Source organism: Pseudomonas sp. AC255 (assembly GCF_979258175.1).
Map to the genome: position 1 here is coordinate 2,264,221 of NZ_OZ409841.1, position 26,128 is coordinate 2,290,348.

General features: G+C 61.1%; 23 protein-coding genes. 14 read left to right on the plus strand and 9 right to left on the minus strand.

Annotated features, from left to right (window positions below; translation table 11 throughout):
• The first annotated feature begins 16 nt into the window (after positions 1–16).
• Together ACZZ0K_RS10375 and ACZZ0K_RS10380 are read left to right on the plus strand one after the other, a co-directional pair.
• Positions 17–1,672, plus strand: coding sequence for a PqiB family protein (locus ACZZ0K_RS10375; RefSeq protein ID WP_258706684.1), 1,656 nt, complete (start codon positions 17–19; stop codon positions 1,670–1,672).
• A gap of 17 nt (positions 1,673–1,689) precedes the next feature.
• Positions 1,690–2,238: a PqiC family protein gene (locus ACZZ0K_RS10380; RefSeq protein WP_252883858.1), complete on the plus strand. Its 549-nt coding sequence runs from the start codon at positions 1,690–1,692 to the stop codon at positions 2,236–2,238.
• Positions 2,239–2,244: 6 nt separating this feature from the next.
• Here the strand turns inward: ACZZ0K_RS10380 and ACZZ0K_RS10385 are convergent, their stop codons facing one another.
• Positions 2,245–3,183: a site-specific integrase gene (locus ACZZ0K_RS10385; RefSeq protein ID WP_374046271.1), complete on the minus strand. Its 939-nt coding sequence runs from the start codon at positions 3,181–3,183 to the stop codon at positions 2,245–2,247.
• Positions 3,184–3,426: 243 nt separating this feature from the next.
• On the opposite strand from ACZZ0K_RS10385, the gene ACZZ0K_RS10390 reads away from it, so the two are divergent.
• The 5 genes from ACZZ0K_RS10390 to ACZZ0K_RS10410 all read left to right on the plus strand — a co-directional run bounded on the left by ACZZ0K_RS10390 (position 3,427) and on the right by ACZZ0K_RS10410 (position 9,570).
• A complete protein-coding gene (locus ACZZ0K_RS10390) occupies positions 3,427–4,806 on the plus strand; it encodes a UDP-glucose 6-dehydrogenase (protein ID WP_463559095.1) in 1,380 nt (459 codons plus the stop codon).
• Positions 4,807–5,047: 241 nt separating this feature from the next.
• Positions 5,048–6,226: an MFS transporter gene (locus ACZZ0K_RS10395; RefSeq protein ID WP_258706682.1), complete on the plus strand. Its 1,179-nt coding sequence runs from the start codon at positions 5,048–5,050 to the stop codon at positions 6,224–6,226.
• A gap of 155 nt (positions 6,227–6,381) precedes the next feature.
• Entirely contained in the window at positions 6,382–7,068 is a 687-nt protein-coding gene (locus ACZZ0K_RS10400; protein WP_258706681.1) for an HPP family protein, read from the plus strand.
• Between the two features lie 240 nt (positions 7,069–7,308).
• Positions 7,309–8,415: an enoyl-CoA hydratase/isomerase family protein gene (locus ACZZ0K_RS10405; protein ID WP_258706680.1), complete on the plus strand. Its 1,107-nt coding sequence runs from the start codon at positions 7,309–7,311 to the stop codon at positions 8,413–8,415.
• Between the two features lie 3 nt (positions 8,416–8,418).
• Complete coding sequence (locus tag ACZZ0K_RS10410) at positions 8,419–9,570, plus strand: acyl-CoA dehydrogenase family protein (RefSeq protein WP_041480377.1); 1,152 nt, start codon at positions 8,419–8,421, stop codon at positions 9,568–9,570.
• 457 nt (positions 9,571–10,027) lie between these two features.
• Here the strand turns inward: ACZZ0K_RS10410 and ACZZ0K_RS10415 are convergent, their stop codons facing one another.
• The 6 genes from ACZZ0K_RS10415 to ACZZ0K_RS10440 all read right to left on the minus strand — a co-directional run bounded on the left by ACZZ0K_RS10415 (position 10,028) and on the right by ACZZ0K_RS10440 (position 17,045).
• On the minus strand, positions 10,028–10,801 hold the full coding sequence (locus ACZZ0K_RS10415; protein ID WP_016774718.1) for an enoyl-CoA hydratase: 774 nt from the start codon (positions 10,799–10,801) through the stop codon (positions 10,028–10,030).
• Positions 10,802–10,816: 15 nt separating this feature from the next.
• A complete protein-coding gene (locus ACZZ0K_RS10420) occupies positions 10,817–11,944 on the minus strand; it encodes an acyl-CoA dehydrogenase (protein WP_095180012.1) in 1,128 nt (375 codons plus the stop codon).
• Positions 11,945–12,086: 142 nt separating this feature from the next.
• Complete coding sequence (locus ACZZ0K_RS10425) at positions 12,087–13,280, minus strand: acetyl-CoA C-acyltransferase (RefSeq protein ID WP_056785976.1); 1,194 nt, start codon at positions 13,278–13,280, stop codon at positions 12,087–12,089.
• 12 nt (positions 13,281–13,292) lie between these two features.
• Positions 13,293–14,054, minus strand: coding sequence for an SDR family NAD(P)-dependent oxidoreductase (locus ACZZ0K_RS10430; RefSeq protein WP_258706679.1), 762 nt, complete (start codon positions 14,052–14,054; stop codon positions 13,293–13,295).
• A gap of 18 nt (positions 14,055–14,072) precedes the next feature.
• Positions 14,073–15,737: an AMP-binding protein gene (locus ACZZ0K_RS10435; RefSeq protein ID WP_258706678.1), complete on the minus strand. Its 1,665-nt coding sequence runs from the start codon at positions 15,735–15,737 to the stop codon at positions 14,073–14,075.
• A gap of 291 nt (positions 15,738–16,028) precedes the next feature.
• A complete protein-coding gene (locus tag ACZZ0K_RS10440; RefSeq protein ID WP_258706677.1) occupies positions 16,029–17,045 on the minus strand; it encodes an AraC family transcriptional regulator in 1,017 nt (338 codons plus the stop codon).
• Between the two features lie 273 nt (positions 17,046–17,318).
• On the opposite strand from ACZZ0K_RS10440, the gene efeU reads away from it, so the two are divergent.
• The 4 genes from efeU to efeO (ACZZ0K_RS10460) are packed head-to-tail and all read left to right on the plus strand — an operon-like array spanning position 17,319 to position 21,518.
• The gene (gene efeU / locus ACZZ0K_RS10445; RefSeq protein WP_150742123.1) at positions 17,319–18,158 is read left to right on the plus strand and encodes an iron uptake transporter permease EfeU; all 840 of its coding nucleotides are present in this window, start codon (positions 17,319–17,321) and stop codon (positions 18,156–18,158) included.
• 8 nt (positions 18,159–18,166) lie between these two features.
• On the plus strand, positions 18,167–19,351 hold the full coding sequence (gene efeO, locus ACZZ0K_RS10450; protein ID WP_258706676.1) for an iron uptake system protein EfeO: 1,185 nt from the start codon (positions 18,167–18,169) through the stop codon (positions 19,349–19,351).
• 17 nt (positions 19,352–19,368) lie between these two features.
• On the plus strand, positions 19,369–20,667 hold the full coding sequence (gene efeB / locus ACZZ0K_RS10455; RefSeq protein WP_463559096.1) for an iron uptake transporter deferrochelatase/peroxidase subunit: 1,299 nt from the start codon (positions 19,369–19,371) through the stop codon (positions 20,665–20,667).
• A 26-nt stretch (positions 20,668–20,693) separates the two neighbouring features.
• Entirely contained in the window at positions 20,694–21,518 is an 825-nt protein-coding gene (efeO, locus tag ACZZ0K_RS10460) for an iron uptake system protein EfeO (RefSeq protein ID WP_150742120.1), read from the plus strand.
• 120 nt (positions 21,519–21,638) lie between these two features.
• On the opposite strand, the gene pssA is transcribed toward efeO (ACZZ0K_RS10460), so the two are convergent.
• Complete coding sequence (gene pssA / locus ACZZ0K_RS10465) at positions 21,639–22,982, minus strand: CDP-diacylglycerol--serine O-phosphatidyltransferase (protein ID WP_056785963.1); 1,344 nt, start codon at positions 22,980–22,982, stop codon at positions 21,639–21,641.
• 215 nt (positions 22,983–23,197) lie between these two features.
• Between pssA and ACZZ0K_RS10470 the strand changes: the two genes are divergently transcribed.
• From ACZZ0K_RS10470 to ACZZ0K_RS10480, 3 genes are all read left to right on the plus strand, one after another.
• Complete coding sequence (locus ACZZ0K_RS10470) at positions 23,198–23,761, plus strand: TetR/AcrR family transcriptional regulator (protein WP_236168838.1); 564 nt, start codon at positions 23,198–23,200, stop codon at positions 23,759–23,761.
• A gap of 54 nt (positions 23,762–23,815) precedes the next feature.
• Positions 23,816–24,295, plus strand: coding sequence for a nuclear transport factor 2 family protein (locus ACZZ0K_RS10475; protein WP_258706675.1), 480 nt, complete (start codon positions 23,816–23,818; stop codon positions 24,293–24,295).
• Between the two features lie 252 nt (positions 24,296–24,547).
• Positions 24,548–25,327 (plus strand): TSUP family transporter, encoded by a 780-nt coding sequence (locus ACZZ0K_RS10480; protein ID WP_016774706.1) that lies wholly within the window; start codon positions 24,548–24,550, stop codon positions 25,325–25,327.
• Here ACZZ0K_RS10480 and nudC read toward each other — a convergent pair.
• Complete coding sequence (gene nudC / locus ACZZ0K_RS10485; RefSeq protein WP_095180000.1) at positions 25,295–26,125, minus strand: NAD(+) diphosphatase; 831 nt, start codon at positions 26,123–26,125, stop codon at positions 25,295–25,297. The two genes, ACZZ0K_RS10480 and nudC, sit on opposite strands and share 33 nt — an antisense overlap.
• Between the last annotated feature and the right edge of the window lie 3 nt (positions 26,126–26,128).

Consider the following 26,128-nt stretch of genomic DNA (forward strand, 5'->3'; position numbering starts at 1 on the left):
ATTGAGGAGGACATGGATGAAGTCGTCAGCCAGCGACGAGCCGCGAGCACCCGGTCAGGCGCCGGTCAAAACCCGCCGATTCGGTATCTCGCTGGTATGGATCGTGCCGATCGTGGCGGTGCTGGTGGGCATTTCGCTGGTGATTCACAACATCCTCCAGGAAGGCCCGACGATCACCGTCACATTCAAGACCGGCGATGGCCTGACCGCCAACAAGACCGAAGTCAGGTACCGCAACGTAGTCATCGGCCATGTCTCCGATGTTGAACTGGCCAACGACCATAAACACGTCAACGCCACGATCAAACTCGCCAAGCAGGCCGAAGCCTTCACCCGCGAGGACTCGCAATTCTGGGTGGTACGTCCGCGCATCGGCGCCGGCGGGGTATCGGGCATCGACACATTGCTGTCGGGCGACTACATCGGTGCCGACATTGGCCAGGCCAATACCCGCTCAAAAAACTTCAAGGGTCTGGAGAACCCGCCGCCGATCACCTATGGCGAACCGGGCAAGCGCTTCACCCTGCACACCGCCGACCTCGGCTCGCTGGACATCGGCTCCCCCGTCTATTACCGCAAGATCCCGGTTGGCCAAGTGGTGTCCTATGCCTTGGACCAGGACGGCAAAGGGGTCAACATCGAAGTCTTCGTGCATTCTCCGAATGACGCCTACGTCACCGAAAACACCCGTTTCTGGAACGCCAGCGGCATCGACATCAATGTCGGTGCCAACGGCTTTGCGGTGAAAACCGAGTCGCTGTCGACCCTGCTGGTGGGCGGCATCGCTTTCCGCGCTCCGGATTACAGTCCCAACGATTCGCCAGCCAGTGAAGACAAGGGTTTCGAACTGTTCGCCGACCAGACCACCGCCCTCGCGCCGCCCAACGGCAAGGCACAATATCTGGCGCTGCGCTTCGATCAAGCCTTGCGCGGGCTCAAGGTTGACGCGCCGGTGGAGTTCCTCGGAGTTGAAATCGGCCGGGTGGTGGCAGTCAATCTCGACTTCGACGAGGTCAAGCGCACCTTCCCGGTGAATGTCGGCATCGTCATCTATCCGCAGCGCCTGGGTCGCGCCCACGCGAAGATGCTCAAGGCTTACCATGGCGACGAAAACGATGAGGCCACCGGGGCGCGCCTGATCGGCACGTTCATCGAAAATGGCCTTCGCGCCCAGGCCCGCAACGGCAACCTGCTCACCGGTCAGTTGTATATCTCGCTGGATTTCTACCCCAAAGCGCCGAAAGTCGCTTTTGACCCTACGGCACGGCCGGTCACCATTCCGACCGTCCCCGGCAGCCTCGAGCAATTGCAGGAAAAACTCGAGGCGATGGTCAACAAGATCAACGCGCTGCCAGTGGAGCGCATCGCCAGCAACCTCGACGGCAATCTGGTCGAGCTGCGCAAAGGCCTGAAGCAGTTCAACGCCAGGACCCTGCCGGGTGTACAGAGCACCCTCGCCGACGTCAGCAAGACCTTGCAGTCCGCCAATTCGACCCTGGCCGAGGATTCACCGCAGCGCGAGCAACTCACCGAGACCCTCGACGAGCTCGGGCGCATGTCGCGCTCGTTGCGAGAGCTGTCGGATTACCTCGGTCGCCACCCTGAGTCGCTGATTCGCGGACGCCCCGACAACGCCGCGCCGCTGGACCTCAAAGGACCGCCACGCAATTGAGCACAGGAGCTGAATCCATGGGTTTACCGTTGAAGATCACCCTGTTCGCTGCGCTCGTGTTGCTGGCCGCGTGCCGTAGCGACCCGATCAGCTTCCATACGCTGACCCCGGCGCAACCGGGTGCCAGCCGCAACGGCGCCGACATCGCCATCGAAAGCATCAGCGTGCCGCCGCAGGTCGATCGCGCGCAGATCGTGATTCGCCAAGGCAACAGCGGCGTGGCAATCCTGGATACCGATTGGTGGAGCGCCACCCTTGCCGATGAGTTGCGCGGTGCGCTGGTCGATCAATTGAGCGGCGGCGTCGGCCAGCAGCGCGCTTCCGTGCGAATCGACGTGCAGCGCTTCGATTCGATTCCCGGTCAGTACGCCTTGATCGACGTGAAATGGCGAGTGCGCCCATTAGGTGCGGCGGACGCGGCGCTGCTGAGCTGTCGCTCGGTCTTGCAGACGCCTTCAGGGCCGAGCATCGACGAACTGGTAACCGCGCAACAGAACAACGTCAAACGCCTCGCTGCGCACATCGCGCAGGGTGCCAGCGGCTCGCGCTGCCCGCCGCAGACCTGACACCGCTTACAAATCGAAGCGATCCACCGCCCGCCGCCGCTCGTTGTCATCGCGCACATCGTAGTTGGCTGTCGTCTGGATATTGCTGTGATGCGCCAGTTTCTGCGCGATCGACAGGTCGTGCTCTTCGATCACCCGGGTGATGAATGAACGACGGAAGTCATGGGGCATGATTTTCACCCCGACCTGCGTACCGCGCTGGCGGGCAATGTAGTAAATCGCGTGTTTGGTGATGCGCTCGCGGGTGATGTGGCTGCCCCGGCGAATACGGTTGAACAGAAACGCATCGTCGCTCTCGCCTTCCTTGAGCTGTGAACGACGCAGTTCCAGCCAGGCATCGAGCTTGGCAAAGGCCCAGGCCGGCGCGTACTTGATCAACTGTTTGTTGCCCTTGCCGGTCACCGTCAGGCTGCGTTCGTGAAAGTCGACCTGGCTCAGATCCAGATCCACCGATTCCGACTTGCGCATGCCGGTGCCGTACAGCAGCGCTATCACCGCCGCATCACGCAGGCCCTGCGGGCGCGGGTCGGCAGCGCAGACTTCCATCAGTTCATGAATCAGCGTGCGCTTGAGGTTGCGCCCCTGGGACAGCCGCGTGCCGGCTATGCCCTTGACCGACCGCATCTTCAGCAGGTGATCCTGGCTGATCAGGCTCATGCGCCATGCTTCGTTCATCACCCCGCGTACGGCGTTCACGTACAGCGACGAGGTGTTCGGTGCATAACCATCGGCACGCAAAGCGGCGACCAGCGCTACCACGTCTTCCGGTTGCAGGCCGTGCCAGGGGATTTCTTCGATATCGACGTCCTCGAAACCGAGGCGGTCGGCGGCATCTTGCAGCACATAGCGCATGGTCAACTGGCTGGAAGGTGCCAGTCGCGCCAGGTAAACGGTCAGCGGATTGCTGGTGGACGATGCAGGTTGGGTACTCGACAAATCACTCAAACGAAACGGCCTTGAAATAAAAAACGATTCAACAAAAACAATAAATGCATGAAATGAAACGCAAAAAAACGGCGTGACTCAATGACAGGGGTTGCCGCGAAAGGCCGACAACCTGCCGTTCGAGGCGGTAAAAGTCAATCGGGCATTCCCCGAACGGTCTGTTTGCTGCTTTATCACCGCAGTAGGCGAACTGAAACATCGCACTCTTATGTTCAATGCAGGGACTGCGAACAGGAGTGCGGCATGAAGATCACGGTGTTTGGCAGTGGTTATGTCGGTCTGGTGCAAGCGGCGGTGCTGGCCGAGGTCGGTCACGACGTCGTGTGCATGGATGTCGACGCGCAAAAGATCGAGCAGTTACGCCAGGGCCACGTCAGTATTTTCGAGCCGGGGCTGGCCAGCCTGGTGCGCGAGGGCCTGGATTCGCAGCGCCTGCAATTCACCACTGATGAGCGGCTTGCGGTGTTGCATGGGCGGGTTGCGTTCATCGCGGTGGGCACGCCGTCACGCGAGGATGGTTCGGCGGATCTGCGCTACGTCCTGTCGGTTGGCGACGCGATTGCCCGGCATCGCCAGCAGCCATTGATCGTGGTGGAAAAGTCCACGGTGCCGGTGGGCACGGGCGACGCTTTGCGCAGCCACATCGAAAAGGCCCTGATCAAGATTGGCCGCCTGCTGCAATTCGATATTGTCTCCAACCCGGAATTTCTCAAGGAAGGTTCAGCGGTTGCTGATTGCCGGCGACCGGATCGCATCGTCATTGGTTGCGAAGGCGCTGAAGTGCGCGATGTGATGCGCGATCTGTACGCGCCGTTCAACCGCAACCATGACCGCATCCTGTTCATGGACCTGCGCAGCGCCGAGCTGACCAAATACGCCGCCAACTGCATGCTGGCGACCAAGATCAGTTTCATCAACCAGATCGCCGAACTCGCCGAGCACCTGGGCGCCGATATCGAAGCAGTGCGCCAGGGCATCGGTGCCGATACGCGGATTGGCTATCACTTTATCTATCCGGGTTGCGGCTACGGCGGTTCGTGTTTTCCCAAAGACATGCGCGCGTTGATTCACAGTGCCGAACAAGCGCACTGTTCCAGCGACTTGCTGCAAGCGGTGGAGGCGATCAACCAGCGCCAGAAGCACAAGCTGTTCGAGCGCATCAAAGCGTTCTACCGGGGCGATTTGCGCGGCAAGACCTTTGCTCTGTGGGGCCTGGCGTTCAAACCCAACACCGACGACATGCGCGACGCGCCGAGCCGGGTTCTGCTAGAAGATTTATGGGCTGCCGGGGCCAGCGTGCGCGAGTTTGATCCAGAAGCCATGGTGGAAACCCAGAATCTCTATCCAAACGAATCAAAACTGATGCTGATGGGCACGCCGGAATCGGTACTGGCCGGCGCCGATGCGTTGATCATCTGCACCGAATGGCAACAGTTCAAGGCCCCGGATTTCGAGCTGATCAAACAGCGCCTCAACAGCCCGGTGATCTTTGACGGCCGTAACCTGTACGACGCCGAGCGCCTGGCGCGCAATGGCTTTCAGTATTTCCCGATGGGGCGCGGTGAGTCTTGCAAGTTGCCGATCACCTTGCGGCAGTGGCCGGCGGCTTCGGATGTGGCTTGAACTGGCCCTGTGGGAGTCATTGTAAACTGTGAGCTACACCGACCCTGTGGGAGCGAGCCTGCTCGCGAATACGGTACGTCAGCGACATCGCAGGTGACTGATCCGCCGCCTTCGCGAGCAGGCTCGCTCCCACAGGGAAATCATGTGTTCCCAGGGACGCTGGTGTATCAGCTTGACCGGTGGCGGCTGCCCAGAGAGCATGGCGTTCCCCAGCCATTCCGAATAAGGACATTCCCCTTCCGTGGCCATCTATTCGCCGTTTATTCGCCGGTTGATGCTCAGCTCGTTGACCGTGGTCATCAGCCGCGCCCTGATCAGTCCTCTGCTGACGCTGTTCCTCAGCAACAAGCTTGGCCTCAATTCGCAGGATGTCGGCTTGCTGCTGGGTATCGCCGTGTTCAGCGCAACATTGCTGTCGCTGTACGGTGGCTACATCATCGACAAGCTGGACAAGCGCCAGTTGCTGATCCTGGCCATGCTCTCCAGCGGTATCGGCCTGATTCTGCTGACCTTCGCGCAGAATCTGTATGTGGTCACCCTGGTGCTGATCATCAGCGAAACCGCGTCGGCGCTGTTCCTGATCGGCTCCAAGGCGATCCTCAGTGAACAGCTGCCGGTGGGCCAGCGGGTCAAGGCGTTTTCCCTCAATTACACGCTGACCAATATCGGCTACGCCGTCGGCCCGATGATTGGCGTGGTGATTGCCGGGGTGCAGCCGTCCGCGCCGTTCATCGTTGCCGGTGCGATTGCCATTGGCAGTATTTTTCTGCTGCTCGGCGCAGTCCGCGCTGCCCGTCCGCTAACTGCCGCCAGCGCGCCGCAGAGTTTTCTCAACACCCTGATGATCCTCAAAAACGACCGTACCATGGTGCTGTTCACCCTCGGTTGCCTGCTAAGCACATTGGTGCACGGGCGCTTTACGCTGTACCTGTCGCAATACCTGCTGGTCACCCACACCCAGCAACAAACGCTCGACACCATGGCCGCCCTGCTCGCCTGCAACGCAATCACAGTGATCCTGCTGCAATACCAGGTCGGTCGCTGGCTCAGTCGCGAACACCTGCGTCACTGGATTGCCGGCGGCACTGCGCTGTTCATCGTCGGGTTGATTGGCTTCAGTGTGGCGGACAGCCTGCTCGGCTGGTGCGTGGCGATGTTCATCTTCACCCTGGGCGAGATGATCATCTACCCCGCCGACTTCCTCTTCGTTGACACCCTCGCACCGGAGGCACTGCGCGGCAGCTACTACGGCGCGCAGAACCTGTCAGCGCTTGGCGGGGCTGCCAGCCCGGTAATGTGCGGGTTTCTATTGATGCACACGCCTGCGCCAAGCATGTTCTACGCCTTGAGCGGCTTGGCGGCGCTGGGCGGTTATCTGTGCTTCGTCAGCGCTCGGCGCACCGCTTCAATGCAAAAATAGTGCACTAAAACTGCATTTATATGAATTTGTCAGCATCGATTTTGATCGGCAAACTACGCGCGTTCCTCCCCCAATGTTGGAACGCTTCTAGGGCTTTCCGGATTTGCCGGACAAGTCCTTTTTTTGCCCCGGATTTTGTAAAGGATCAGTTCTACATGCTTGCTCGCTGGTTGCCCGCTGCCATCAACACCCGCCCCACTGAATGGAGCCGTGCCGCGATCGGCATGGGCCTGGGCACGCTGTTCAGTGTGTGGATGTGCGCGCAGGTGTTCGGGCACGACGTTGCGTTTCACCTGGTCGGCCCGCTCGGCGCTTCGGCGGTGCTGCTGTTCGCGGTGTCCTCGGGCGCCCTCGCCCAGCCATGGTCGATTCTCGGCGGCTACCTGTGTGCTGGCGTGGTCGCCTTGCTGGTCGCCCATGTGCTTGGCCGTACGCTGGGCAGCGCCTGCCTTGCTGCCGGCATGGCGGTGATTCTGATGTGCTGGCTGCGTTGCCTGCACCCACCGGCCGGCGCCTTGGCGTTGACGCTGGTGCTGGCCGACCCGGCAACCATCGCCATGGACTGGAAAGCCATGGAGCCGGTGATGCTCGGCGCGCTGTGCATGCTCATTAGTGCGCTGGCGTATAACAACCTGACCCGCATCCGCTATCCGAAACGCGCTGCTGACCCGGCTCCGCCAGTGGTCCCGATCGATAGCCAGGCGATCACCGCCGAAGACCTGAAACTGGCGCTGGCCGACATGGAAGCCTTCATCGACGTCACCCCCGAAGACCTCGAACGCCTGATTCACGCCAGCGAACTGCACGCCAAGCGGCGCAGCATTACCGAAACGTTCAGATGATCCCTTTGTAGGAGCTGACGAGTGCAACGAGGCTGCGATCTGTTGATTTCAAAAAACAAGATCAAAAGATCGCAGCCTCGTTGCACTCGTCAGCTCCTACACAAATAGCGTGCCTAAGAGAAAAACGCAGATTCCCCCTGCACATATCCCCGTTGTACACGACAAATTTGCACTGTTACGATCCGCTAACGCCCGCGCGCGGGCTTTTCGAATAAAGACAATAAAAGCAGGGAGTTACAGATGACAGCTCAGGCTTCATCCCGGCGGACCCCGTCCATGGATGCCATGCAAAACGACGTGATGGCCGAGGTGCGCAACCATATCGGCCACCTGACCCTCAACCGCCCTGCGGGCCTCAATGCCATCACCCTCGACATGGTGCGTCTGCTGCAACAGCAGCTCGATGCCTGGGCGTCTGACGCCAATGTTCACGCCGTGGTATTGCGCGGCGCTGGTGAAAAGGCCTTCTGCGCCGGCGGCGATATTCGTTCGCTGTACAACAGCTACAAGAGCGGCGACACGCTGCACGAAGATTTCTTCGTCGAGGAATACGCCCTCGACCTGACCATTCATCACTACCGCAAACCGGTGCTGGCCCTGATGGACGGTTTCGTCCTCGGCGGTGGCATGGGCCTGGTGCAAGGCGCCGATCTGCGTGTGGTCACCGAAAAGAGCCGTCTGGCGATGCCGGAAGTGGCCATCGGTTATTTCCCTGATGTCGGCGGCAGTTACTTCCTGCCGCGCATCCCCGGTGAGCTGGGGATTTATCTGGGCGTCAGCGGCGTGCAGATTCGCGCCGCCGATGCACTGTACTGCGGCCTCGCCGACTGGTACCTGGACAGCAGCAAACTGGCGCTGCTCGACGACAAGCTCGACCAGATGGAGTGGCAGGACACGCCGCTCAAGTCGCTGCAGAACCTGCTGGCCAAGCACGCCGTACAAACCCTGCCGGACGCACCACTCGAGGCGTTGCGCCCGGCCATCGATCATTTCTTTGCCCTGCCCGACGTGCCGAGCATGATCGAGCAATTGCGCGCTGTCACTGTCGCTGACAGCCATGAATGGGCGGTCACCACGGCGGATCTGCTGGAAACCCGCTCGCCGCTGGCCATGGCCGTGACCCTGGAAATGCTCCGTCGCGGCAGGCACCTGAGTCTGGAGAATTGCTTTGCGCTGGAGCTGCATCTGGACCGCCAGTGGTTTGCCCGTGGCGACCTGATCGAAGGCGTGCGCGCCCTGCTGATCGACAAGGACAAGTCACCGCGCTGGAACCCGCCGACCGTCGCTGAGCTGGACGCTGCGCAGGTTGCGAGCTTCTTCCATGGTTTTGATGAGAGCGGGAGCTGAGTCATGCACGATCTCGAACTGACTGAAGAACAAGTGATGATCCGCGACATGGCCCGGGATTTTGCCCGTGGCGAAATCGCGCCCCACGCCCAGGCCTGGGAAAAGGCTGGCTGGATCGACGACGCCCTGGTGGCGAAGATGGGCGAGTTGGGCTTGCTCGGCATGGTTGTGCCGGAAGAATGGGGCGGCACCTACGTCGATTACGTCGCTTATGCGCTGGCGGTTGAGGAAATCTCTGCCGGTGACGGCGCGACCGGCGCGTTCATGAGCATTCACAACTCGGTGGGCTGCGGCCCGGTGCTCAACTACGGCAGCGACGAACAGAAACAGACCTGGCTGGCCGACCTGGCCAGTGGGCAGACCATCGGTTGCTTCTGTCTGACCGAACCCCAGGCCGGTTCCGAAGCGCACAACCTGCGCACCCGCGCCGAACTGCGCGACGGCCAATGGGTGATCAACGGTGCCAAGCAATTCGTCAGCAACGGCAAACGGGCAAAACTGGCGATCGTCTTCGCGGTAACCGATCCGGATCTCGGCAAAAAAGGCCTGTCAGCGTTTCTGGTGCCGACCGACACACCGGGTTTCATCGTCGATCGCACCGAACACAAAATGGGCATCCGCGCCTCCGACACCTGCGCGGTGACGCTGAACAACTGCAGCATCCCCGAGGCCAATCTGCTCGGCGAGCGTGGCAAGGGCCTGGCGATTGCCCTGTCCAACCTTGAAGGCGGACGCATCGGCATCGCCGCGCAGGCATTGGGCATTGCCCGGGCGGCTTTTGAAGCGGCGCTGGCTTATTCGAAAGACCGGGTGCAATTCGACAAGCCGATCATCGAGCACCAGAGCATCGCCAATCTGCTGGCTGACATGCACATGCAGATCAACGCCGCACGGTTGCTGATCCTCCATGCAGCGCGGCTGAGGACGGCGGGCAAACCATGCTTGTCCGAGGCTTCGCAGGCCAAGCTGTTCGCATCGGAAATGGCCGAGAAGGTGTGTTCGTCGGCGATCCAGATTCATGGCGGCTATGGCTATCTGGAGGATTACCCGGTCGAGAAGTACTACCGCGATGCGCGGATTACCCAGATCTATGAAGGGTCGAGCGAGATACAGCGGATGGTGATTGCGCGGGATTTGAAGAACTATCAGCTGTAATGGCGTTGGCCCTTCCCCTCACCCCAGCCCTCTCCCCAGGGAGAGGGAGCCGACCGGGTCGGTTACGGATTCAGCGGCAACCTTTCAGGTCGGCGTAATTCGCCCATATCACGCGGTCAGTCCCCTCTCCCCAGGCAGAGGGAGCCGACCGAGTCGGTTACGGATTCAGCGGCAACTTTTCAGGTCGGCGTAATTCGCCCATATCACGCGGTCAGTCCCCTCTCCCCAGGGAGAGGGAGCCGACCGAGTCGGTTACGGATTCAGCGGCAACATTTCAGGTCGGCGTAATTCGCCCATATCCCGCGGTCAGTCCCCTCTCCCCAGGGAGAGGGAGCCGACCGAGTCGGTTACGGATTCAGCGGCAACTTTTCAGGTCGGCGTAATTCGCCCATATCACGCGGTCAGTCCCCTCTCCCTGGGGAGAGGGCTAGGGTGAGGGGCTTGTGAAGCTCACACACTATTTGCCTTGGAATGCAGCCTCACGCTTGGCAATAAACGCCGCCATCCCTTCCTTCTGATCCTGCGTCGCAAACGCGGCATGAAACACCCGACGCTCGAAACGCACGCCTTCGCTCAGGTTGACCTCGAACGCCCGATTCACGCTCTCCTTGATCATCATCGCAATCGGCAGTGACTTGCCGGCGATCACCGCCGCGACTTTCAGCGCCTCATCAAGCAGCTCATCGCTCGGCACGATCCGCGCGACGATGCCGCAGCGCTCGGCTTCGACCGCGTCGATCATGCGCCCGCTCAGGCACATTTCCATGGCCTTGGCTTTGCCCACCGCGCGGGTCAGGCGCTGGGTGCCGCCCATGCCCGGCAGCACGCCGAGGTTGATTTCCGGCTGGCCGAATCTGGCGTTGTCGCCAGCCAGGATGAAGTCGCACATCAGCGCCAGTTCACAGCCGCCGCCGAGGGCAAAACCATTGACCGCTGCGATGATCGGCTTGCGCCGGTTGGCCACGCGATCGCTGTCGCTGAACAGATCGTCCATGTAGATCTGCGGATAGGTCAGCTCAGCCATTTCCTTGATGTCGGCGCCGGCGGCAAAGGCTTTTTTCGAACCGGTGAGGACGATGCAGCCAATATGCGCATCGGCTTCCAGCGTATCGAGCGCGTGGTTCACTTCGCTGACCAGTTGCGCGTTCAGCGCGTTCAGTGCCTGCGGCCGGTTGAGGGTGATCAGGCCGACGCGGTCGCGGGTTTCCAGCAGAATCGTTTCGTAAGTCATGAATAAAATTCCTTGTCAGAGATTGCGCGAAATGACCATGCGCTGAATGTCGCTGGTGCCTTCGTAGATCTGGCAGACGCGCACGTCGCGGTAGATGCGTTCCAGCGGGAAGTCGTTGAGGTAACCGTAACCGCCGAGGGTTTGCAAGGCCATGGAGCAGACCTTTTCAGCCATTTCCGAGGCGAAGAGCTTGGCCATCGACGCCTCGACCAGCGCCGGTTGGCCGCTGTCACGCAAGGCCGCGGCGTAATGCACCATTTGCCGGGCGACGGCAATTTGCGTGGCCATGTCCGCCAGGCGGAACGCCACGGCCTGATGCTCGATGATCGGCTTGCCGAAGGTGTCACGCTCGCGGGCATAGTCGCGGGCAGCTTCGAACGCAGCGCGGGCCATGCCGACAGCTTGCGAGGCGATACCGACGCGGCCGCCTTCAAGGTTGGCCAAGGCAATCTTGTAGCCCTCGCCCTCCTCGCCCAGCCGATTGGCCACCGGCACTTTCACATCTTCAAAAAGAATCTGGCAGGTGTCGGACGCGTGCTGGCCGAGTTTGTCTTCGACCCGCGCGACCTTGTAGCCTGGAGAGTCGGTCGGCACGATAAAGGCGCTGATCCCGCGCTTGCCGGCGCTCGGGTCGGTCACGGCAAACACGATCACGATGCCGGCGTTTTGCCCGGAGGTGATGAACTGTTTGCAACCGTTGAGCACGTAGTGATCGCCGTCCAGCCGCGCGCGGGTTTTCAGGCTGCTGGCATCGGAACCGGCCTGCGGTTCGGTCAGCGCGAAGGCGCCGAGCATCGCGCCGCTGGCCAGCGGTTTGAGGAAGCGCTCGCGCTGATCGTCATTGCCGAACTTGAGAATCGGCACGCAGCCGACCGAGTTGTGCACGCTCATGATCGTCGAGCAGGCACCGTCGCCGGCGGCGATTTCTTCCAAAGCCATGGCGTACGCGAGGTAGCCTGTGTCACAGCCGCCCCACTGCTCCGGCACGAGCATGCCGAAGAAACCCAGCTCGGCCATCTCGGCGATGGCTTCCTTGGGGAAACGATGCTCGCGATCCCATTCGGCGGCGAACGGCTTGAGCCGCTCCTCGGCAAACTGCCGGGCCATGTCGCGGATCTGGGTCTGGTCTTCGTTGGGGATCATGGTGAGTCCTTAATTCTTCCAAACAACCACATAACCTGTGGGAGCTGGCTTGCCAGCGATGAGTCCGTCACATCCAACATTGATGGTGACTGATCCATTGCCATCGCGGGCAAGCCCGCTCCCACAAGGTCAACTGTCAACCTCAATAGACGCATTCCACAGCCATGGCCGTGGCTTCGCCGCCGCCAATGCAGATCGCTGCAATGCCGCGCTTGAGCTGTTTCTGCCGCAGTGCCGCGAGCAACGTCACCAGAATCCGCGCCCCCGAGGCGCCGATCGGATGGCCCAGCGCGCAGGCGCCGCCATGCACGTTGAGCTTGTCGTGGGGAATCTCCAGGTGCGTCATCGCCGCCATGCCGACCACGGCAAACGCTTCGTTCACTTCAAACAGATCCACCTGATCCAGCGCCCAACCGGTCTTCTTCACCAGTTTCTTGATCGCGCCAATCGGTGCGGTGGGAAACAGCCCAGGGGTATCAGCGAACGCAGCATGCCCATGAATCACCGCCAGCGGCTTGAGGCCCAGTTGCTGCGCATGGGACTGGCGCATCAGCACGAGCGCCGCCGCGCCGTCGGAAATCGAGCTGGAGTTGGCTGCGGTGACCGTGCCGCCCTCGCGGAACGCCGGTTTCAGCGAGGCAACCTTGTCGAGTTTGGCTTTTGGCGGCTGTTCATCGTTGCTGATCACCACCTGCTCTTTACCGACAGTCACAGTCAGCGGGACGATTTCGTCCTTGAAGCTGCCATCCTTGATCGCCTGTTGCGCGCGGGTAGTCGAGGCAATTGCGAAAGCATCCTGCGCTTCGCGGCTGAAGCTGTTGGCCTCGGCGCAATCCTCGGCGAAGGTGCCCATCAGGCGGCCCTTGTCGTAGGCGTCTTCGAGGCCGTCGAGGAACATCGAATCAAGCACGCGGCCATGACCCATGCGATAGCCGGCGCGGGCGCGATCGAGCAGGTACGGCGAGTTGGACATGCTTTCCATGCCGCCGGCGATCACCACGTCGGCGCTGCCGGCAAGCAGCATGTCGTGAGCCATGATGGTGGTCTGCATGCCCGAGCCGCACATCTTGTTCACCGTGGTGCAGCGCGTCGATTTATCCAGCCCGGCGCCCAGCGCAGCCTGACGTGCCGGCGCCTGACCGAGGCCGGCGGGCAGTACGCAGCCGAACAGCACTTCATCAACCGCGTCGCTGGCGACACCGGCGCGTTCGACCGCAGCCTTGATCGCCGCCGCGCCGAGTTGCGGTGCGGTGAGGCTTTTCAGTTCACCTTGAAAACCGCCCATCGGTGTGCGGACAGCGCTGACGATAACAATCGGATCATTGGACATAGTCATGACTAATCCTCCTTACTTGGCGGCCATGCGCAAGGCGCCGTCGAGACGGATCACCTCGCCGTTGAGCATGCTGTTTTCGATGATGTGGCGCACGAGCGCGGCGTATTCGGCAGGCTTGCCCAGACGCGGCGGGAATGGCACACCCGCGGCCAGCGAATCGCGCACTTCCGGGGTCATGCCGGCCATCATCGGCGTTTCGAAAATGCCCGGTGCGATGGTCATCACGCGGATGCCGAAGCGCGCCAGCTCGCGGGCGGCTGGCAGGGTCAGGCTGGAGATCGCGCCTTTCGACGCCGAGTACGCAGCCTGGCCAATCTGGCCGTCGAACGCTGCGACCGAGGCGGTGTTGATGATCACTCCACGCTCGCCGTCAGCATTGGCTTCGCTCTCGGCGATCGCCGCCGCAGCCAGGCGCAGCATGTTGAAACTGCCGATCAGGTTGACGTTGATCACTTGCGCAAAACTGCTCAGGGCGTGCGGGCCGTTCTTGCCGAGAATTTTCTCGCCGCGAACGATGCCGGCGCAGTTGATCAGGCCGTTGAGGCTGCCAAATGCGGCAACGGTCGCCTGCACAGCGGCTTCGGCGGCGGCTTCAATGCTGATGTCGGCAACCACGCTTTGCGCACCCAGGCGCTGAGCCTGAGCGGCGACGGCTTCAGCGTTCATGTCGACCAGCATGACTTTGGCGCCGGCACTGACCAGCAATTCAGCGCTGGCGGCACCGAGGCCTGACGCGCCGCCGGTGACGATAAAAACCTTGTTCTCGATCTGCATGACGGTGTTCCCTTGGATTCAAGCTGAAACTCTGTGCGCCGCGGCCTCTTGAGCCTTGGCGATTTCCTGGTTGCGCAAGATAAAGCGCTGCAATTTGCCACTCGGGGTTTTGGGCAATTCGCTGACAAATTCGATTTCACGCGGGTACGAATGCGCGGCCAGACGCTTGCGTACGTGTTGGCGCAGTTCTTCGGCCAACTCCGGCGCGGCGCGGTACTGCGCGCTCAGCACGACAAAGGCTTTGACCAGTTCGGTGCGTTCCGGGTCGGGTTTGCCGACGACCGCCGCCTCGACCACGGCCGGGTGTTCGATCAGGGCACTTTCCACGTCGAACGGGCCGACGCGGTAGCCCGAAGTGGTGATCACATCATCACTGCGGCCGACGAAGCTGATGCTGCCGTCCGGGTTCCACTCCACGGTGTCGCCGCTCAGGTAGTAGTCGCCGACGAAGGCCTTGGTCGGCGCGCCTTCGTAGCCACCGAACCAGCACATCGGCGACTGCGGGCGGTCGATGGCAAGAATGCCCGGCTGACCGACGCCGAGTTCGTTGTATTGCTCATCGAGCACGACGATGCGATGCCCCGGCGAAGCGAAACCAGCGGCGCCGACATGCACCGGGTGCTCGAGGCCGTGGTGGTTGCACAGCACCATGCCCAGTTCGGTCTGGCCGTAATGATCGTGAATGACCACGTCGAGGTTGTCGGCGAACCAGCGGATCACTTCCGGGTTCAGCGGCTCACCGGCGCTGCTGACGATGCGCAGTTTGCCCTTGATCGATCTGGCGAACTCCTCGCCACCGGCAATCAGCAAACGATAGGCAGTGGGCGAGCCGGTGAGATTGGTAATGCCGTATTTGTTGATCACCCGACAGGTGCTTTCGAGGGTGAACGGGCCATCATAGAAGGTAATCGGGTGCCCCAGCGCCAACGGCCCGGTGACGCCGAAATAGATGCCATAGGCCCAGCCCGGATCGGCGACGTTCCAGAACGCGTCTTCGGGGCGCAGGTCCACCGCATCGCGGGTGTAGCTCTGGAAAGCGACGATGGCTTTGAGCGGCACTGACAGCGCTTTCGCCGGCCCCGTGGTGCCCGAGGTGAACATCAGCAGGAACGGGTCTTCGCCGGTCAGCAATACCGGTTCGCAAACATTGGAGTGGTTGGCCAGCTCAGCCCAGAAACTGAAATCACCACGTACGATGCCCTGACCTTTGGCGCCGGCCACGGTGACGATGGTCGGGCATGCGCTGACTTCATTGAGCTTGGGCCGATTGACCGCGTCGGTGACCACGATTTTAGCCCCCGAGCTGTTCAGGCGGTGCTCTAGCGCTTTCGGCCCGAATGCGGTGAATAGCGGCTGATACACCGCGCCGATGCGCCAGGTGGCGAGCACGGTGATGAGCAATTCGACGTTGCGTGGCAGCAGGCCAGCGACTTTATCGCCCTTCTGCACGCCCTGGGCGAGGAGGAAATTGGCGAAACGCGCGGCTTTGTCTTGCAGATCAGTGAAGGTGTAAGTCGCACTAGAGCCGTCGCGACCTTCCCAGAACAACGCAATACGCCCGGGCAAGGCATGGCGGTCGCAACATTCGACGCAGGCGTTGAGCGCGGCGAGCGTGCCGCTGAGCGATGCATCGACGGTGTGCTGATAATCGAACTGTTCGGTGGCAGACAAGTAATCACGCATTGCCAGAATCCCTCGGTGTTTTTATTAGGCTGGGAACCGTAAACAACACAGGGATAGTCGCGCCGCGCGGGCCTTGGGGCAATGGTCAAAGCTATCAACGTGGTTGACTGGTTTGGCCAAGAGGTTGGGGCCGCATGCCCTGTAGGAGCTGACGAGTGCAACGAGGCTGCGATCTTTTGATCTTGATTTTTACCATCAAGTACAAGATCAAAAGATCGCAGCCTTCGGCAGCTCCTACAGGGGAACGCATTTCAAAAATGTGGGAGCGAGCCTGCTCGCGAAGGCGTCGGGTCAGACCACCTCATTGAGGATCAGTGTGCGGTAATGCCCCGGGTTCGACCCCGACCACTTGCGAAACGCTTTGTAGAACGAACTGGCATCAGCAAAACCCAGCCGTGCAGCAATCTCGACGAAACTGATCGAGGGCTCTGCCAGCCAAGTGATTGCCAGCTCCTTGCGCACACTGTCCTTGAGGCCCTGATAGGTCTGCCCTTCCTCGGCCAGACGCCGGCGTAATGTCGACGCGGACATACAAAATTGCTGAGCCAGCGCCTCGGTTTCCGGCCATTGCTCGGCGGGCAGCTGTCGCAGATCCTGTTTGATCCGGCTGGCCAGGCTGTCGGGGTCGCGGTACTTGACCAGAATGTTGGCCGGCGCCTGGGCGAGAAAGCGCTTGAGTTCTTCGGCGCTGCGCTTGACCGGCAGATCGAGGCAATCGGCGGAAAAGATCATCCGCGTACGTGGGCGTTCGAAGCGCAGGTTTTCCGAAAACATCACCCGATAATCGTCGATGAAGTCCGGTTCCGCGCAGCGCAGTTCAATCGCCAGAATCGGAATCCGCCGCCCGGCCAGCCAGCACGCGACGCCGTGCACGATCATCCAGTAAGTGAAATAGGTGAAGGCGCGGCGCGGTTCGGCGTCGTCTTCGAGCAGGACGATTTCCGCCAGGCTCTGCTGATGCACCAGTTGCGCCGGCAGTTTTTCGAGCATCAACGACAGGAACGTCAGACCGGTATCCAGCGCCGCCGCCAGCGTCGGTTGCGCCATGGCGCTGCGACACAAAAACGCCAGGCTGCCGGATTTGAGCGGGCGCGGGTCCATGCCGAAGAACTCGTCATCACCGCGTCGTGCCAGCAGGCGCCAGAGTCTGGCGTATTGCGAGGCCGGCACCCTGCCCTCATCGGCCGCTAACAAAGCCGGATCAATGCCGACCTTGCTCAACGCCTCATTCGTCGCCGCACCCGGGGCACAACTTTGCAGCAGCGCTTCGCGCACCAGTTGAATGGCAATGGTGTCTTTTTCTGCCATGGAGCGAGGTGAACCTTGTTGTTTTTTGGGTGGTGGGCATCTTAACCCAGCTGCTGAAGTCACCGCAGGGCCAATGTGGGAGCGAGCCTGCTCGCGAACGCGGTGTGTCAGATAAACAAATGTCACAGGCATACCGCATTCGCGAGCAGGCTCGCTCCCACAGGAATCACAGTCGTTCAGCTAAGGTTCAGCTAAATGTCAATGAATGCCATTTGGGAATGAGTGTCATTATGTTACAACTTAGCCTCCTATCTAAATCGCTGTGGCTCGCCAATGCTCGTTCCCTTTTTGATCATGTTGCGCGAAGGCATCGAGGCCGCGCTCATCGTCGGCATCATTGCCAGTTACCTGCAACAGACCGGCCGCGGTCAATGGATGCCGGCGGTGTGGATCGGCGTTTTCCTCGCTGCTGCCCTTGCCCTGCTGGTCGGCGGTGGCCTGGAGCTGGTGAGCGCTGAATTCCCACAGAAGCAGCAGGAGTTGTTCGAGGGCGTGGTCGGTCTGGTCGCCGTGGGTATTCTCAGTTCGATGGTGTTCTGGATGCGCAAGGTCGCGCGGTCGATCAAGCACTCGCTGCAAGCCTCGCTGGATCAAGCGCTGACGCAATCCAGGCATCAGGTGATTGCATTGATCGCCATGGTTTTCTTCGCCGTCGCTCGCGAAGGCCTGGAAACCGTATTCTTCCTGCTCGCCGTGTTCCAGCAAAGCGAAGGCCCGGGCGCGCCGATCGGTGCCCTGCTCGGCCTGATCCTGGCGGTGATCGTCGGTTTCCTGATCTACAGCGGCAGCATGCGTCTCAATCTCTCGGCGTTCTTCAAGTGGACCGGATTGTTCATCCTCGTGGTCGCCGCCGGAATACTCGCCAACTCGGTGCAGGCGCTGCATGAAGCCGGGCTGTGGAATCACCTGCAAACGGTGTTGTTCGACTTCAGCGCGACGCTGCCGATGGACGGCCCGCTGGGCTCGGTGCTGGCCGGCATGTTCGGCTATCAGGATGCGCCGACCGTCAGCACCCTGGGTGCGTATCTGATTTATCTGCTGCTGGCGCTGGTGATGTTCTTCATGCCCGCGCCGCGCCAGGCGCCGTCAACCACTTCCGTTTCCAGCCAATAAGGCCCTTCATGTCTACTACCCAAACCCCTCCGGCCCTGCGTTGGGCGCTGGCCGGCTCGGTGCTGCTGATGGTCGCCGCCGGCGGCCTGTTCTGGTACGCCTCGAACATGGCCGCCGCCAAGCGTCAGCACAACCACGACGAAATCGTCGTCAACATCCATCCGCACAGTTGCGAGCCGAACACACTGACGGTGCCCGCCGGCCGCGCCAGTTTTCGCATCGTCAACCGCTCCGAGCGGGCGGTCGAGTGGGAAATTCTCGACGGCGTGCTGGTGGTCGAAGAGCGGGAAAACATCGCGCCGGGCCTGAGCCAGGTGATCAATGCCAACCTGCAACCGGGCGACTATGCGATCACCTGCGGCTTGCTCAGCAACCCGCGCGGCACCTTGCACGTGACGCCGACGGCAGCCTCGGATGCCGCGGCCAAGGCCAAGCCGTCGATGGTGGCCTTCGTCGGGCCGTTGTCGGAGTTTCGCGTGTATCTGGCCGTTCAGGGCAGCGCGTTGATCAAAGCGGTGACGGCGCTGAACCAGGCGATCGCCAGTGGTGATCTGGCGCAGGCGCAAGCGTTGTACCTGCCGGCACGTGCCGCTTATCAGCGTCTGGCGCCGGCGGCGCAGCGCCTGGCCGAGCTGGACAATCAGATCAATGCCCGCGCCGATTATTTTGAAAAGCGCGAGCAGGATCCCGCCTTTGTCGGTTTCCATCGCCTCGAATACGCGCTGTTCCAGCAGCGCAATCTCGACGATGTCACGCCGATTGCCCAGCGCTTGCTCGCAGATGTCACCACTCTCAAGCAACAGTTGCTCGCGCAGTCGCTGCCGCCGGAGCAACTGGTGAGTATCGTCGTGCGCAACCTCAACAGCCTCGCCGATGTGCGCGCCGGCAGCGGCGAAGAAGAACGCTACAGCCAGAGCGACCTCAACGGTTTCGCCGCCAACGCGCAGACTGCGCGCAAGGTCGTCGACCTGTTGCGCCCGATGCTGAGCAAATCCGCTGCTGAGCTGTTGCCGAAGATCGACCAGGCGCTGGACGATTTCGACAGCCAGCTCAACGCCTTCAAATCCGCCGATGGCTACGTCAGTTACGACGCCGTGACCGCCGCGCAACGCCAGCAGATCGCCGCCAAAGCCAAGGCTCTGGCCACGGCACTGGATGGCATCGACCCCGCCCTCGGCCTTTCCGGCCTGTAAGCAGAAGACCACGACAGATGAACGATTCAGAACCTCTCAACCTGCAACGGCGCCGCGTGCTGATAGGCATGGGCGCCGCCGGTGTCGCCATTGCCGGATCGGCGCTGAGCTGCCCGGCCATGGCCGCGCTTCCTGCGCAAGTCACCGAAGCGCCGAGAAGCGACAAGACCGAAGACCGCCACGACTTCCACGGTGTGCACCAGGCCGGCATCGTCACCCCGCGCCCGGCCTCCGGGATGCTGGTGGCGTTCGATGTGCTGGCCAGCGATCGCGAAGACCTCGAGCGGCTGTTCCGCACCCTCAACGAACGCATCGCGTTTTTAATGAAGGGCGGCCCGGTCGCGCAGGTCGACCCGAAACTGCCGCCGCTGGACTCCGGCATCCTCGGCCCGGTGGTCACCCCGGACAACCTGACCATCACCGTTTCCGTCGGCGACTCGCTGTTCGACGAACGCTTCGGTCTCGCGGCGGCAAAGCCCAGGCGTCTGCAACGCATGGTTGGCTTCCCCAACGATGCCTTGGACGCCGATTGCTGCCATGGCGACCTGAGCCTGCAGTTCTGCGCCAACACCGCCGACACCAACATTCACGCCCTGCGCGACATCGTCAAGAACCTGCCCGACCTGCTGCTGGTGCGCTGGAAACAGGAAGGCAGCGTACCGCCGCAAGCGCCGGCCAAACCCGGTGTGCCGGCGCAGTCGGCGCGCAACTTTCTCGGTTTTCGCGACGGTTCGGCCAACCCCGATTCCAACGACGCCAAGGCCATGGACCGCATTGTCTGGGTGCAACCGGGCAGCGACGAGCCGGCCTGGGCTGCCCACGGCAGTTACCAAGCGGTACGCATCATCCGCAACTTCGTCGAGCGCTGGGATCGCACGCCGTTGCAGGAGCAGGAAAGCATTCTCGGCCGGGTCAAGAGCAGCGGCGCGCCCATCGGTGGCCACACTGAAAGCGAAGTGCCGGATTACAGCAAGGATTCGGCCGGCAAGCTGACTAGGCTCGATGCGCACATCCGTCTGGCCAACCCGCGCACCGCCGCGACCCAGGCCAATCTGATCCTGCGCCGGCCGTTCAACTACTCCAACGGCGTCAACAAGAACGGCCAGCTCGACATGGGCCTGCTGTTCATCTGTTACCAGGCTGACCTGGAACAAGGCTTCATCACCGTGCAGACCCGCCTCAACGGTGAACCGCTCGAGGAATACCTCAAACCGGTCGGCGGTGGGTACTTCTTCACCCTGCCCGGCGCTACCGGCGATGACGACTTCATCGGTCGCTCGTTACTCGCTGCCACCTCCCAAAACAAAACCGCATGACACCCAACCGACACTGGAGCCGCCCCATGAAAAAAACGCCACTCGCGTTATTGCTGACCCTTGGTTTGCTCAACACCCCGCTGGCGGCGTTCGCCGCGACCGCGCCGCTGGATCTGGTGGGGCCGGTGTCGGACTACAAGATTTACGTCACCGAGAAACTCGATGAGCTGGCCAGCCACACCCAGCAGTTCACCGACGCGGTGAAGAAAGGCGATCTCGCCACCGCGCAGAAGCTCTACGCGCCGACGCGGGTGTATTACGAGTCGATCGAGCCGATCGCCGAGCTGTTCAGCGATCTCGATGCGTCCATCGATTCTCGCGTCGACGACCATGAAAAAGGCGTAAAGGCTGAAGACTTCACCGGATTCCACCGCATTGAATATTCGTTGTTCGCGGAAAAAACCACCAAGGGTCTGGATGCATTGGCCGACGGTTTGAACAAAGACGTGCAGGACCTGCAAACCCGTGTGGCCGGTCTGACCTTCCCGCCGGAGAAAGTCGTCGGCGGCGCTGCTGCGCTGTTGGAAGAAGTGGCGGCGACGAAGATTTCCGGCGAGGAAGACCGCTACAGCCACACCGACCTGTACGACTTCCAAGGCAATATCGACGGCGCCAAGAAAATCGTCGACCTGTTCCGCCCGCAGATCGAACAGCAGGACAAGGCGTTTGTTGCCAAGGTCGACAAGAACTTCGCCACGGTCGACAAGATCCTCGCCAAGTACAAAACGGCGGATGGCGGCTTTGAGACCTACGACAAAGTGAAGGACAACGACCGCAAAGCGCTGGTCGGGCCGGTGAATACGCTGGCGGAGGATCTTTCGATGATGCGCGGGAAGTTGGGTCTGAATTAAATCTTCAGCGCCTCATCGCGGGCAAGCCCGCTCCCACAGGTTTCTAGGTGTGCACAGGCTTTGTGAACGACATCGAACACTGTGGGAGCGGGCTTGCCCGCGATAGCGATTTCAGCAGCGCTAGAGAATCCGGTAGAGCAACCGCTCAATCCTCACCCGACTCACCCGTTTGAGAAACTTCGCCACCCCTGCCGGGTAATCCGGCAGCGTTTCAAGCGACTGGAAGTTATCGATCCGCGTGGTATGGCGGAAGATGTTTTCCAGCTCTTTCGCCCGTGGCTCCAGCCACTCGCCTTTCGGGTCTTCGATCAGCAGCGCGTTTTCCAGATCGAGACGGAATGCGCGCGGGTTGAGGTTGTTGCCGGTCAGCAAGGTGTAACGCTGATCGATCCACATGCCTTTAAGGTGATAGGTGTTGTCACCGTCGCGCCACAAGTGCAGGTTCAACTGGCCACTGTCGATGCTGTGCTGATGGCGTTTGGCGAAGCGGCGCAGGCTGATTTCGTATAGATACGGCAGCGCAGCGATCACCTTGAACGGCTCGCTCGGCGGAATGTAGAAATCGTTGGCGGTCTTGTCGCCGACCACGATATCGATCTTCACACCCCGGGCCAGCGCTCGGTTGATCTCACGAATCACACCCAGCGGCAGGTTGAAGTACGGCGTGCAGATGGTCAGCTGCTTTTGTGCGCTGGCGATCAGTTCGAGAATCGCCCGGTTCAGCGGGTTGTTCTTGCCGACGCCGAGCAGTGGCGTGACCGATAGCCCTTCTTTACTTGTGCTGCCGGCCCCGGTGTCATAGGTCGCGTACTTGAGACGGCTGCGCAGGTCGCCGATGTCGTTGCGCAGGCTGCGGGTAGTCGGCAGGTTGGGCAGGTCGAGGCGGTGCACGGCTTTCGATTCGATCAGGCCGTGCTTGACCAGATGATGCATCGAATCCGCCAGCTCGCGACTGTGCAGCACGTGGTAGCGGTCGAAGCGGTACTTGTCGAGTTTGTGCAGGTAGACGTTGTTCAGGCTCGCGCCGCTGTAGACCACCTTGTCGTCGATCACGAAGCCTTTGAGGTGCAGCACGCCGAACAGCTCGCGGGTCTGCACCGGCACGCCGTAGATCGGCACTTCGCTCTGATGCGTGCGGGTCATGTCCTGATACCAGGCGGCGTTGCCCGGCTGCTTGCCCGCGCCGATCAGACCGCGCTGGGCACGCAACCAGTCGACCACCACGGCGATTTCCAGCTCGGGACGCTTGAGCTTGGCTGCGTGCAGGGCATCGAGGATTTCCTGACCGGCTTCGTCCTGCTGCAGATACAGCGCAACGATGTAGATGCGCTGGGTCGCTGCGGCGATTTGCTCGAGCAGGCAGCGTCGGAATTCGGCAGCACTGGACAGAATGCTCACCGCCTCGGCGGTCAGCGCGAAGCTGCGCAGTTTGGGCAGCAGAGAACGTTTGAAAAGCAACGGCATAAGGCTCGCAAGGTTCGATTCCGAAGAGTTTGAGAGCTTACACCATCGTCTGCGCCGGGTCTTGTCAGTGTCCGTAGTGGCCCCTTCGCGAGCAGGCTCGCTCCCACCGTTGAAATGCATTCCCCTGTGGGAGCGAGCCTGCTCGCGAAAGCGTTTTCACACACGCTGAAGAAATTCGCTTGACCAAGGAGAACGGACGTTCTACTGTTCACCACATGAACGAATCAATCAGCAATGACACACGCGACATCATTCTGGATGTCACCGAAAAGTTGATCTACAAAAGTGGCATCGCTGCCACCAGCATGGATCTTCTGGTGAAGACCGCCGGCGTCTCCAGAAAAAGCATTTATCGTTACTTTGCCGACAAGGACGCACTGGTTGTCGCGGCCCTTCAGCGACGCGATGTTCGCTGGATGCACTGGTTCACAAGTGCCGTCGATCAGGCCGAAACCCCGGCCGATCGCCTGCTCAACCTGTTTACCGTGCTCAAAGGCTGGTTCGACTCGGAAGGTTTTCGCGGCTGCGCCTTCATCAACACCAGCGGCGAAACCGGCGATCCACAGGATCCAGTGCGACTGGTGGCCAAAGAACACAAACAGAAGCTGCTCGACTACGTGTGCGAGCTATGTACCGAATATGGCGCCGAGGATCCGCAACTGCTGGCCAGACAGTTGCTGATCCTGATTGAAGGCGCCATTACCGTAGCGCTTGTGATGGGTGATCACAGTGCCGCCGATAATGCGCAATGCATGGCGCGAAAGTTATTGGGCCTGTAACTCTTAGCAAGCCGGACTTGTTGTTCAAACATTAAATGAATCAGGAGATTGAACATGTCGACTGCAGCCCAGATACGTCCGCCATTGCCGCCGTTCAACCATGCGTCAGCCATCGAGAAGGTGCGTCTGGCCGAGGATGGCTGGAACACCCGCGATCCAGAAAAGGTTTCGCTCGCTTACACCCTCGACACCAAATGGCGCAATCGCGCCGAGTTCGCCAACAACCGCGAAGAGGCCAAGGCATTTCTGACGCGCAAGTGGGCGAAGGAGCTGGATTATCGCTTGATCAAAGAACTCTGGGCCTACTCCGATACGCGTATCGCGGTGCGTTATGCCTATGAATGGCACGACGATTCGGGCAACTGGTTCCGCTCGTACGGCAACGAGAACTGGGAGTTCGATGACAACGGCCTGATGTTCCAGCGCTATGCCTGCATCAATGACATGCCGATCAAGGAAAGCGAGCGCAAATTCCATTGGCCGCTGGGCCGCCGGCCGGATGATCATCCGGGGCTGAGCGAACTCGGTCTCTAAAGCCAACCCACCCCTGTGTAGGAGCTGCCGAAGGCTGCGATCTTTTGATCTTGATTTGATCGTTCCCACGCGCAGCAGCCGGGGCGCTCCGCGCCCCAGAAGATCGCAGCCTTCGGCAGCTCCTACACAGGAATGTATTCCAGACTGTAATTGACGACGGCATGCTCTGGCTCGCCGCAACAGTTCGATACAGGTAACATAACCGCCCTCCCCGCAGCCCACGTTCTGCTCCTTGCCGAATAAGCCGACTCCATGCCTTTCGAACTCAGCGTTGACCTCACCACCCTGGCCATTCTGGCTGCTGTTGCTTTCCTTGCCGGTTTCATCGATGCCATCGCTGGCGGTGGCGGTCTGTTGACCACGCCGGCGCTGCTGACGGCGGGCCTGCCGCCGCATCTGGTGCTGGGCACCAACAAGCTGAGCTCGACCTTCGGTTCGGCGACCGCCAGCTTCACCTTCTACAAACGCAAACTGTTTCATCCACGCCAGTGGACCCACGCGATTGTCGGCACCCTGGTCGGCGCGCTCACTGGCGCGGTGGTTGCGCATTACCTGCCGGCCGAGTGGCTGAACAAGATGCTGCCGGTGATCGTTTTCGCCTGTGGCCTGTATTTGCTGTTTGGCGGCACGCCGAAAGCGCCGCTGGACAGCGACGCGCCGATCAAAAAGAAATGGCAATCGACCCAGGGCTTCAGCCTCGGCTTCTACGATGGTGTGGCCGGCCCCGGCACGGGCGCGTTCTGGACCGTGAGCAGTCTGCTGCTGTACCCGATCGACCTGGTCAAGGCCAGCGGCGTGGCGCGGAGCATGAACTTTGTCAGCAACATCGCAGCGCTGTCGGTGTTCATCTTCTCCGGACAGGTCGACTGGATCATTGGCCTGTGCATGGGCCTGTCGGTGATGGTCGGGGCTTTCTTTGGCGCGCGCACCGCAATCAGCGGCGGCGCCAAATTCATTCGTCCAGTGTTCATCACCGTAGTGCTTGGCCTGACTGTGCGCCTAGCCTGGCAGCACTGGTTCAGCGTGGCCTAAGCGACGCGCGACGTAGACGTCGATCAGGTAACGGGCAATCGAACGCGACGCCGGCAACGGCGGCAAGTCATGCACGTTGAACCACTGGGCATCCTCGATCTCGTCTTCCTGACAGACAATTTCGCCACCGGCATATTCGGCATGGAAGCCGAGCATCATCGAATGCGGGAACGGCCAGCACTGGCTGCCGATGTACTGAATGTTCTTCACTTCGATCTGCACTTCTTCACGCACTTCGCGAATCAGGCAATCCTCGGCCGATTCCCCCGGCTCGGCGAAACCGGCCAGTGTGCTGTAAACCCCGGTGACGAAACGCGGCGAGCGCGCCAGGAGGATTTCGTCGCCACGGGTGATCAGCACGATCATGCTTGGTGAAATGCGCGGATAACTGCGCAGATCGCACGGCTGGCAATACATCGCTCGTTCGCGCGGGACTTGCGTCATCGGCTGGCCGCAGTTGCCGCAGAAGCGATGCTCTCGTGCCCAAGTGCCAATCTGAGCGGCATAACCGAGCACTTTGTACAGCGTGTGATCGCCTTCGAGCATGAACGCTCGCAGGCCCTTCCAGCCGCAACCGGGCACATCGCTGACGCTGTGCAATTCAAGCAGATAGACCGGTTCGCCGTCGAGATGACCAATCCCGTGCTCAGCGAGGACCGACAGGTCCTGGCGCTTGAGCCACTCGCGCGGGAACAGTGCGCCGTTGTCATCGAACAGGAAGCCTTCGGGGCTGCGCGCTACGGCCCAGCCGCCGGGTTGATCGGTGTCGAGTACTGCAGTGGTCCAGCGAGAGATCATGGT

Bases quoted from the DNA above. Each gene is read 5' to 3' on its own strand.
- ACZZ0K_RS10430 (WP_258706679.1), bottom strand. From the start codon at position 14,054: ATGCAGATCGAGAACAAGGTTTTTATCGTCACCGGCGGCGCGTCAGGC.
- ACZZ0K_RS10380 (WP_252883858.1), top strand. From the start codon at position 1,690: ATGGGTTTACCGTTGAAGATCACCCTGTTCGCTGCGCTCGTGTTGCTG.
- ACZZ0K_RS10420 (WP_095180012.1), bottom strand. From the start codon at position 11,944: ATGATCCCCAACGAAGACCAGACCCAGATCCGCGACATGGCCCGGCAG.
- ACZZ0K_RS10405 (WP_258706680.1), top strand. From the start codon at position 7,309: ATGACAGCTCAGGCTTCATCCCGGCGGACCCCGTCCATGGATGCCATG.
- efeO (WP_150742120.1), top strand. From the start codon at position 20,694: ATGAAAAAAACGCCACTCGCGTTATTGCTGACCCTTGGTTTGCTCAAC.
- efeU (WP_150742123.1), top strand. From the start codon at position 17,319: ATGCTCGTTCCCTTTTTGATCATGTTGCGCGAAGGCATCGAGGCCGCG.
- ACZZ0K_RS10400 (WP_258706681.1), top strand. From the start codon at position 6,382: ATGCTTGCTCGCTGGTTGCCCGCTGCCATCAACACCCGCCCCACTGAA.
- efeO (WP_258706676.1), top strand. From the start codon at position 18,167: ATGTCTACTACCCAAACCCCTCCGGCCCTGCGTTGGGCGCTGGCCGGC.
- ACZZ0K_RS10390 (WP_463559095.1), top strand. From the start codon at position 3,427: ATGAAGATCACGGTGTTTGGCAGTGGTTATGTCGGTCTGGTGCAAGCG.
- ACZZ0K_RS10410 (WP_041480377.1), top strand. From the start codon at position 8,419: ATGCACGATCTCGAACTGACTGAAGAACAAGTGATGATCCGCGACATG.
- efeB (WP_463559096.1), top strand. From the start codon at position 19,369: ATGAACGATTCAGAACCTCTCAACCTGCAACGGCGCCGCGTGCTGATA.
- ACZZ0K_RS10375 (WP_258706684.1), top strand. From the start codon at position 17: ATGAAGTCGTCAGCCAGCGACGAGCCGCGAGCACCCGGTCAGGCGCCG.
- ACZZ0K_RS10435 (WP_258706678.1), bottom strand. From the start codon at position 15,737: ATGCGTGATTACTTGTCTGCCACCGAACAGTTCGATTATCAGCACACC.
- ACZZ0K_RS10470 (WP_236168838.1), top strand. From the start codon at position 23,198: ATGAACGAATCAATCAGCAATGACACACGCGACATCATTCTGGATGTC.
- ACZZ0K_RS10425 (WP_056785976.1), bottom strand. From the start codon at position 13,280: ATGACTATGTCCAATGATCCGATTGTTATCGTCAGCGCTGTCCGCACA.
- ACZZ0K_RS10415 (WP_016774718.1), bottom strand. From the start codon at position 10,801: ATGACTTACGAAACGATTCTGCTGGAAACCCGCGACCGCGTCGGCCTG.
- nudC (WP_095180000.1), bottom strand. From the start codon at position 26,125: ATGATCTCTCGCTGGACCACTGCAGTACTCGACACCGATCAACCCGGC.
- ACZZ0K_RS10480 (WP_016774706.1), top strand. From the start codon at position 24,548: ATGCCTTTCGAACTCAGCGTTGACCTCACCACCCTGGCCATTCTGGCT.
- ACZZ0K_RS10440 (WP_258706677.1), bottom strand. From the start codon at position 17,045: ATGGCAGAAAAAGACACCATTGCCATTCAACTGGTGCGCGAAGCGCTG.
- pssA (WP_056785963.1), bottom strand. From the start codon at position 22,982: ATGCCGTTGCTTTTCAAACGTTCTCTGCTGCCCAAACTGCGCAGCTTC.
- ACZZ0K_RS10475 (WP_258706675.1), top strand. From the start codon at position 23,816: ATGTCGACTGCAGCCCAGATACGTCCGCCATTGCCGCCGTTCAACCAT.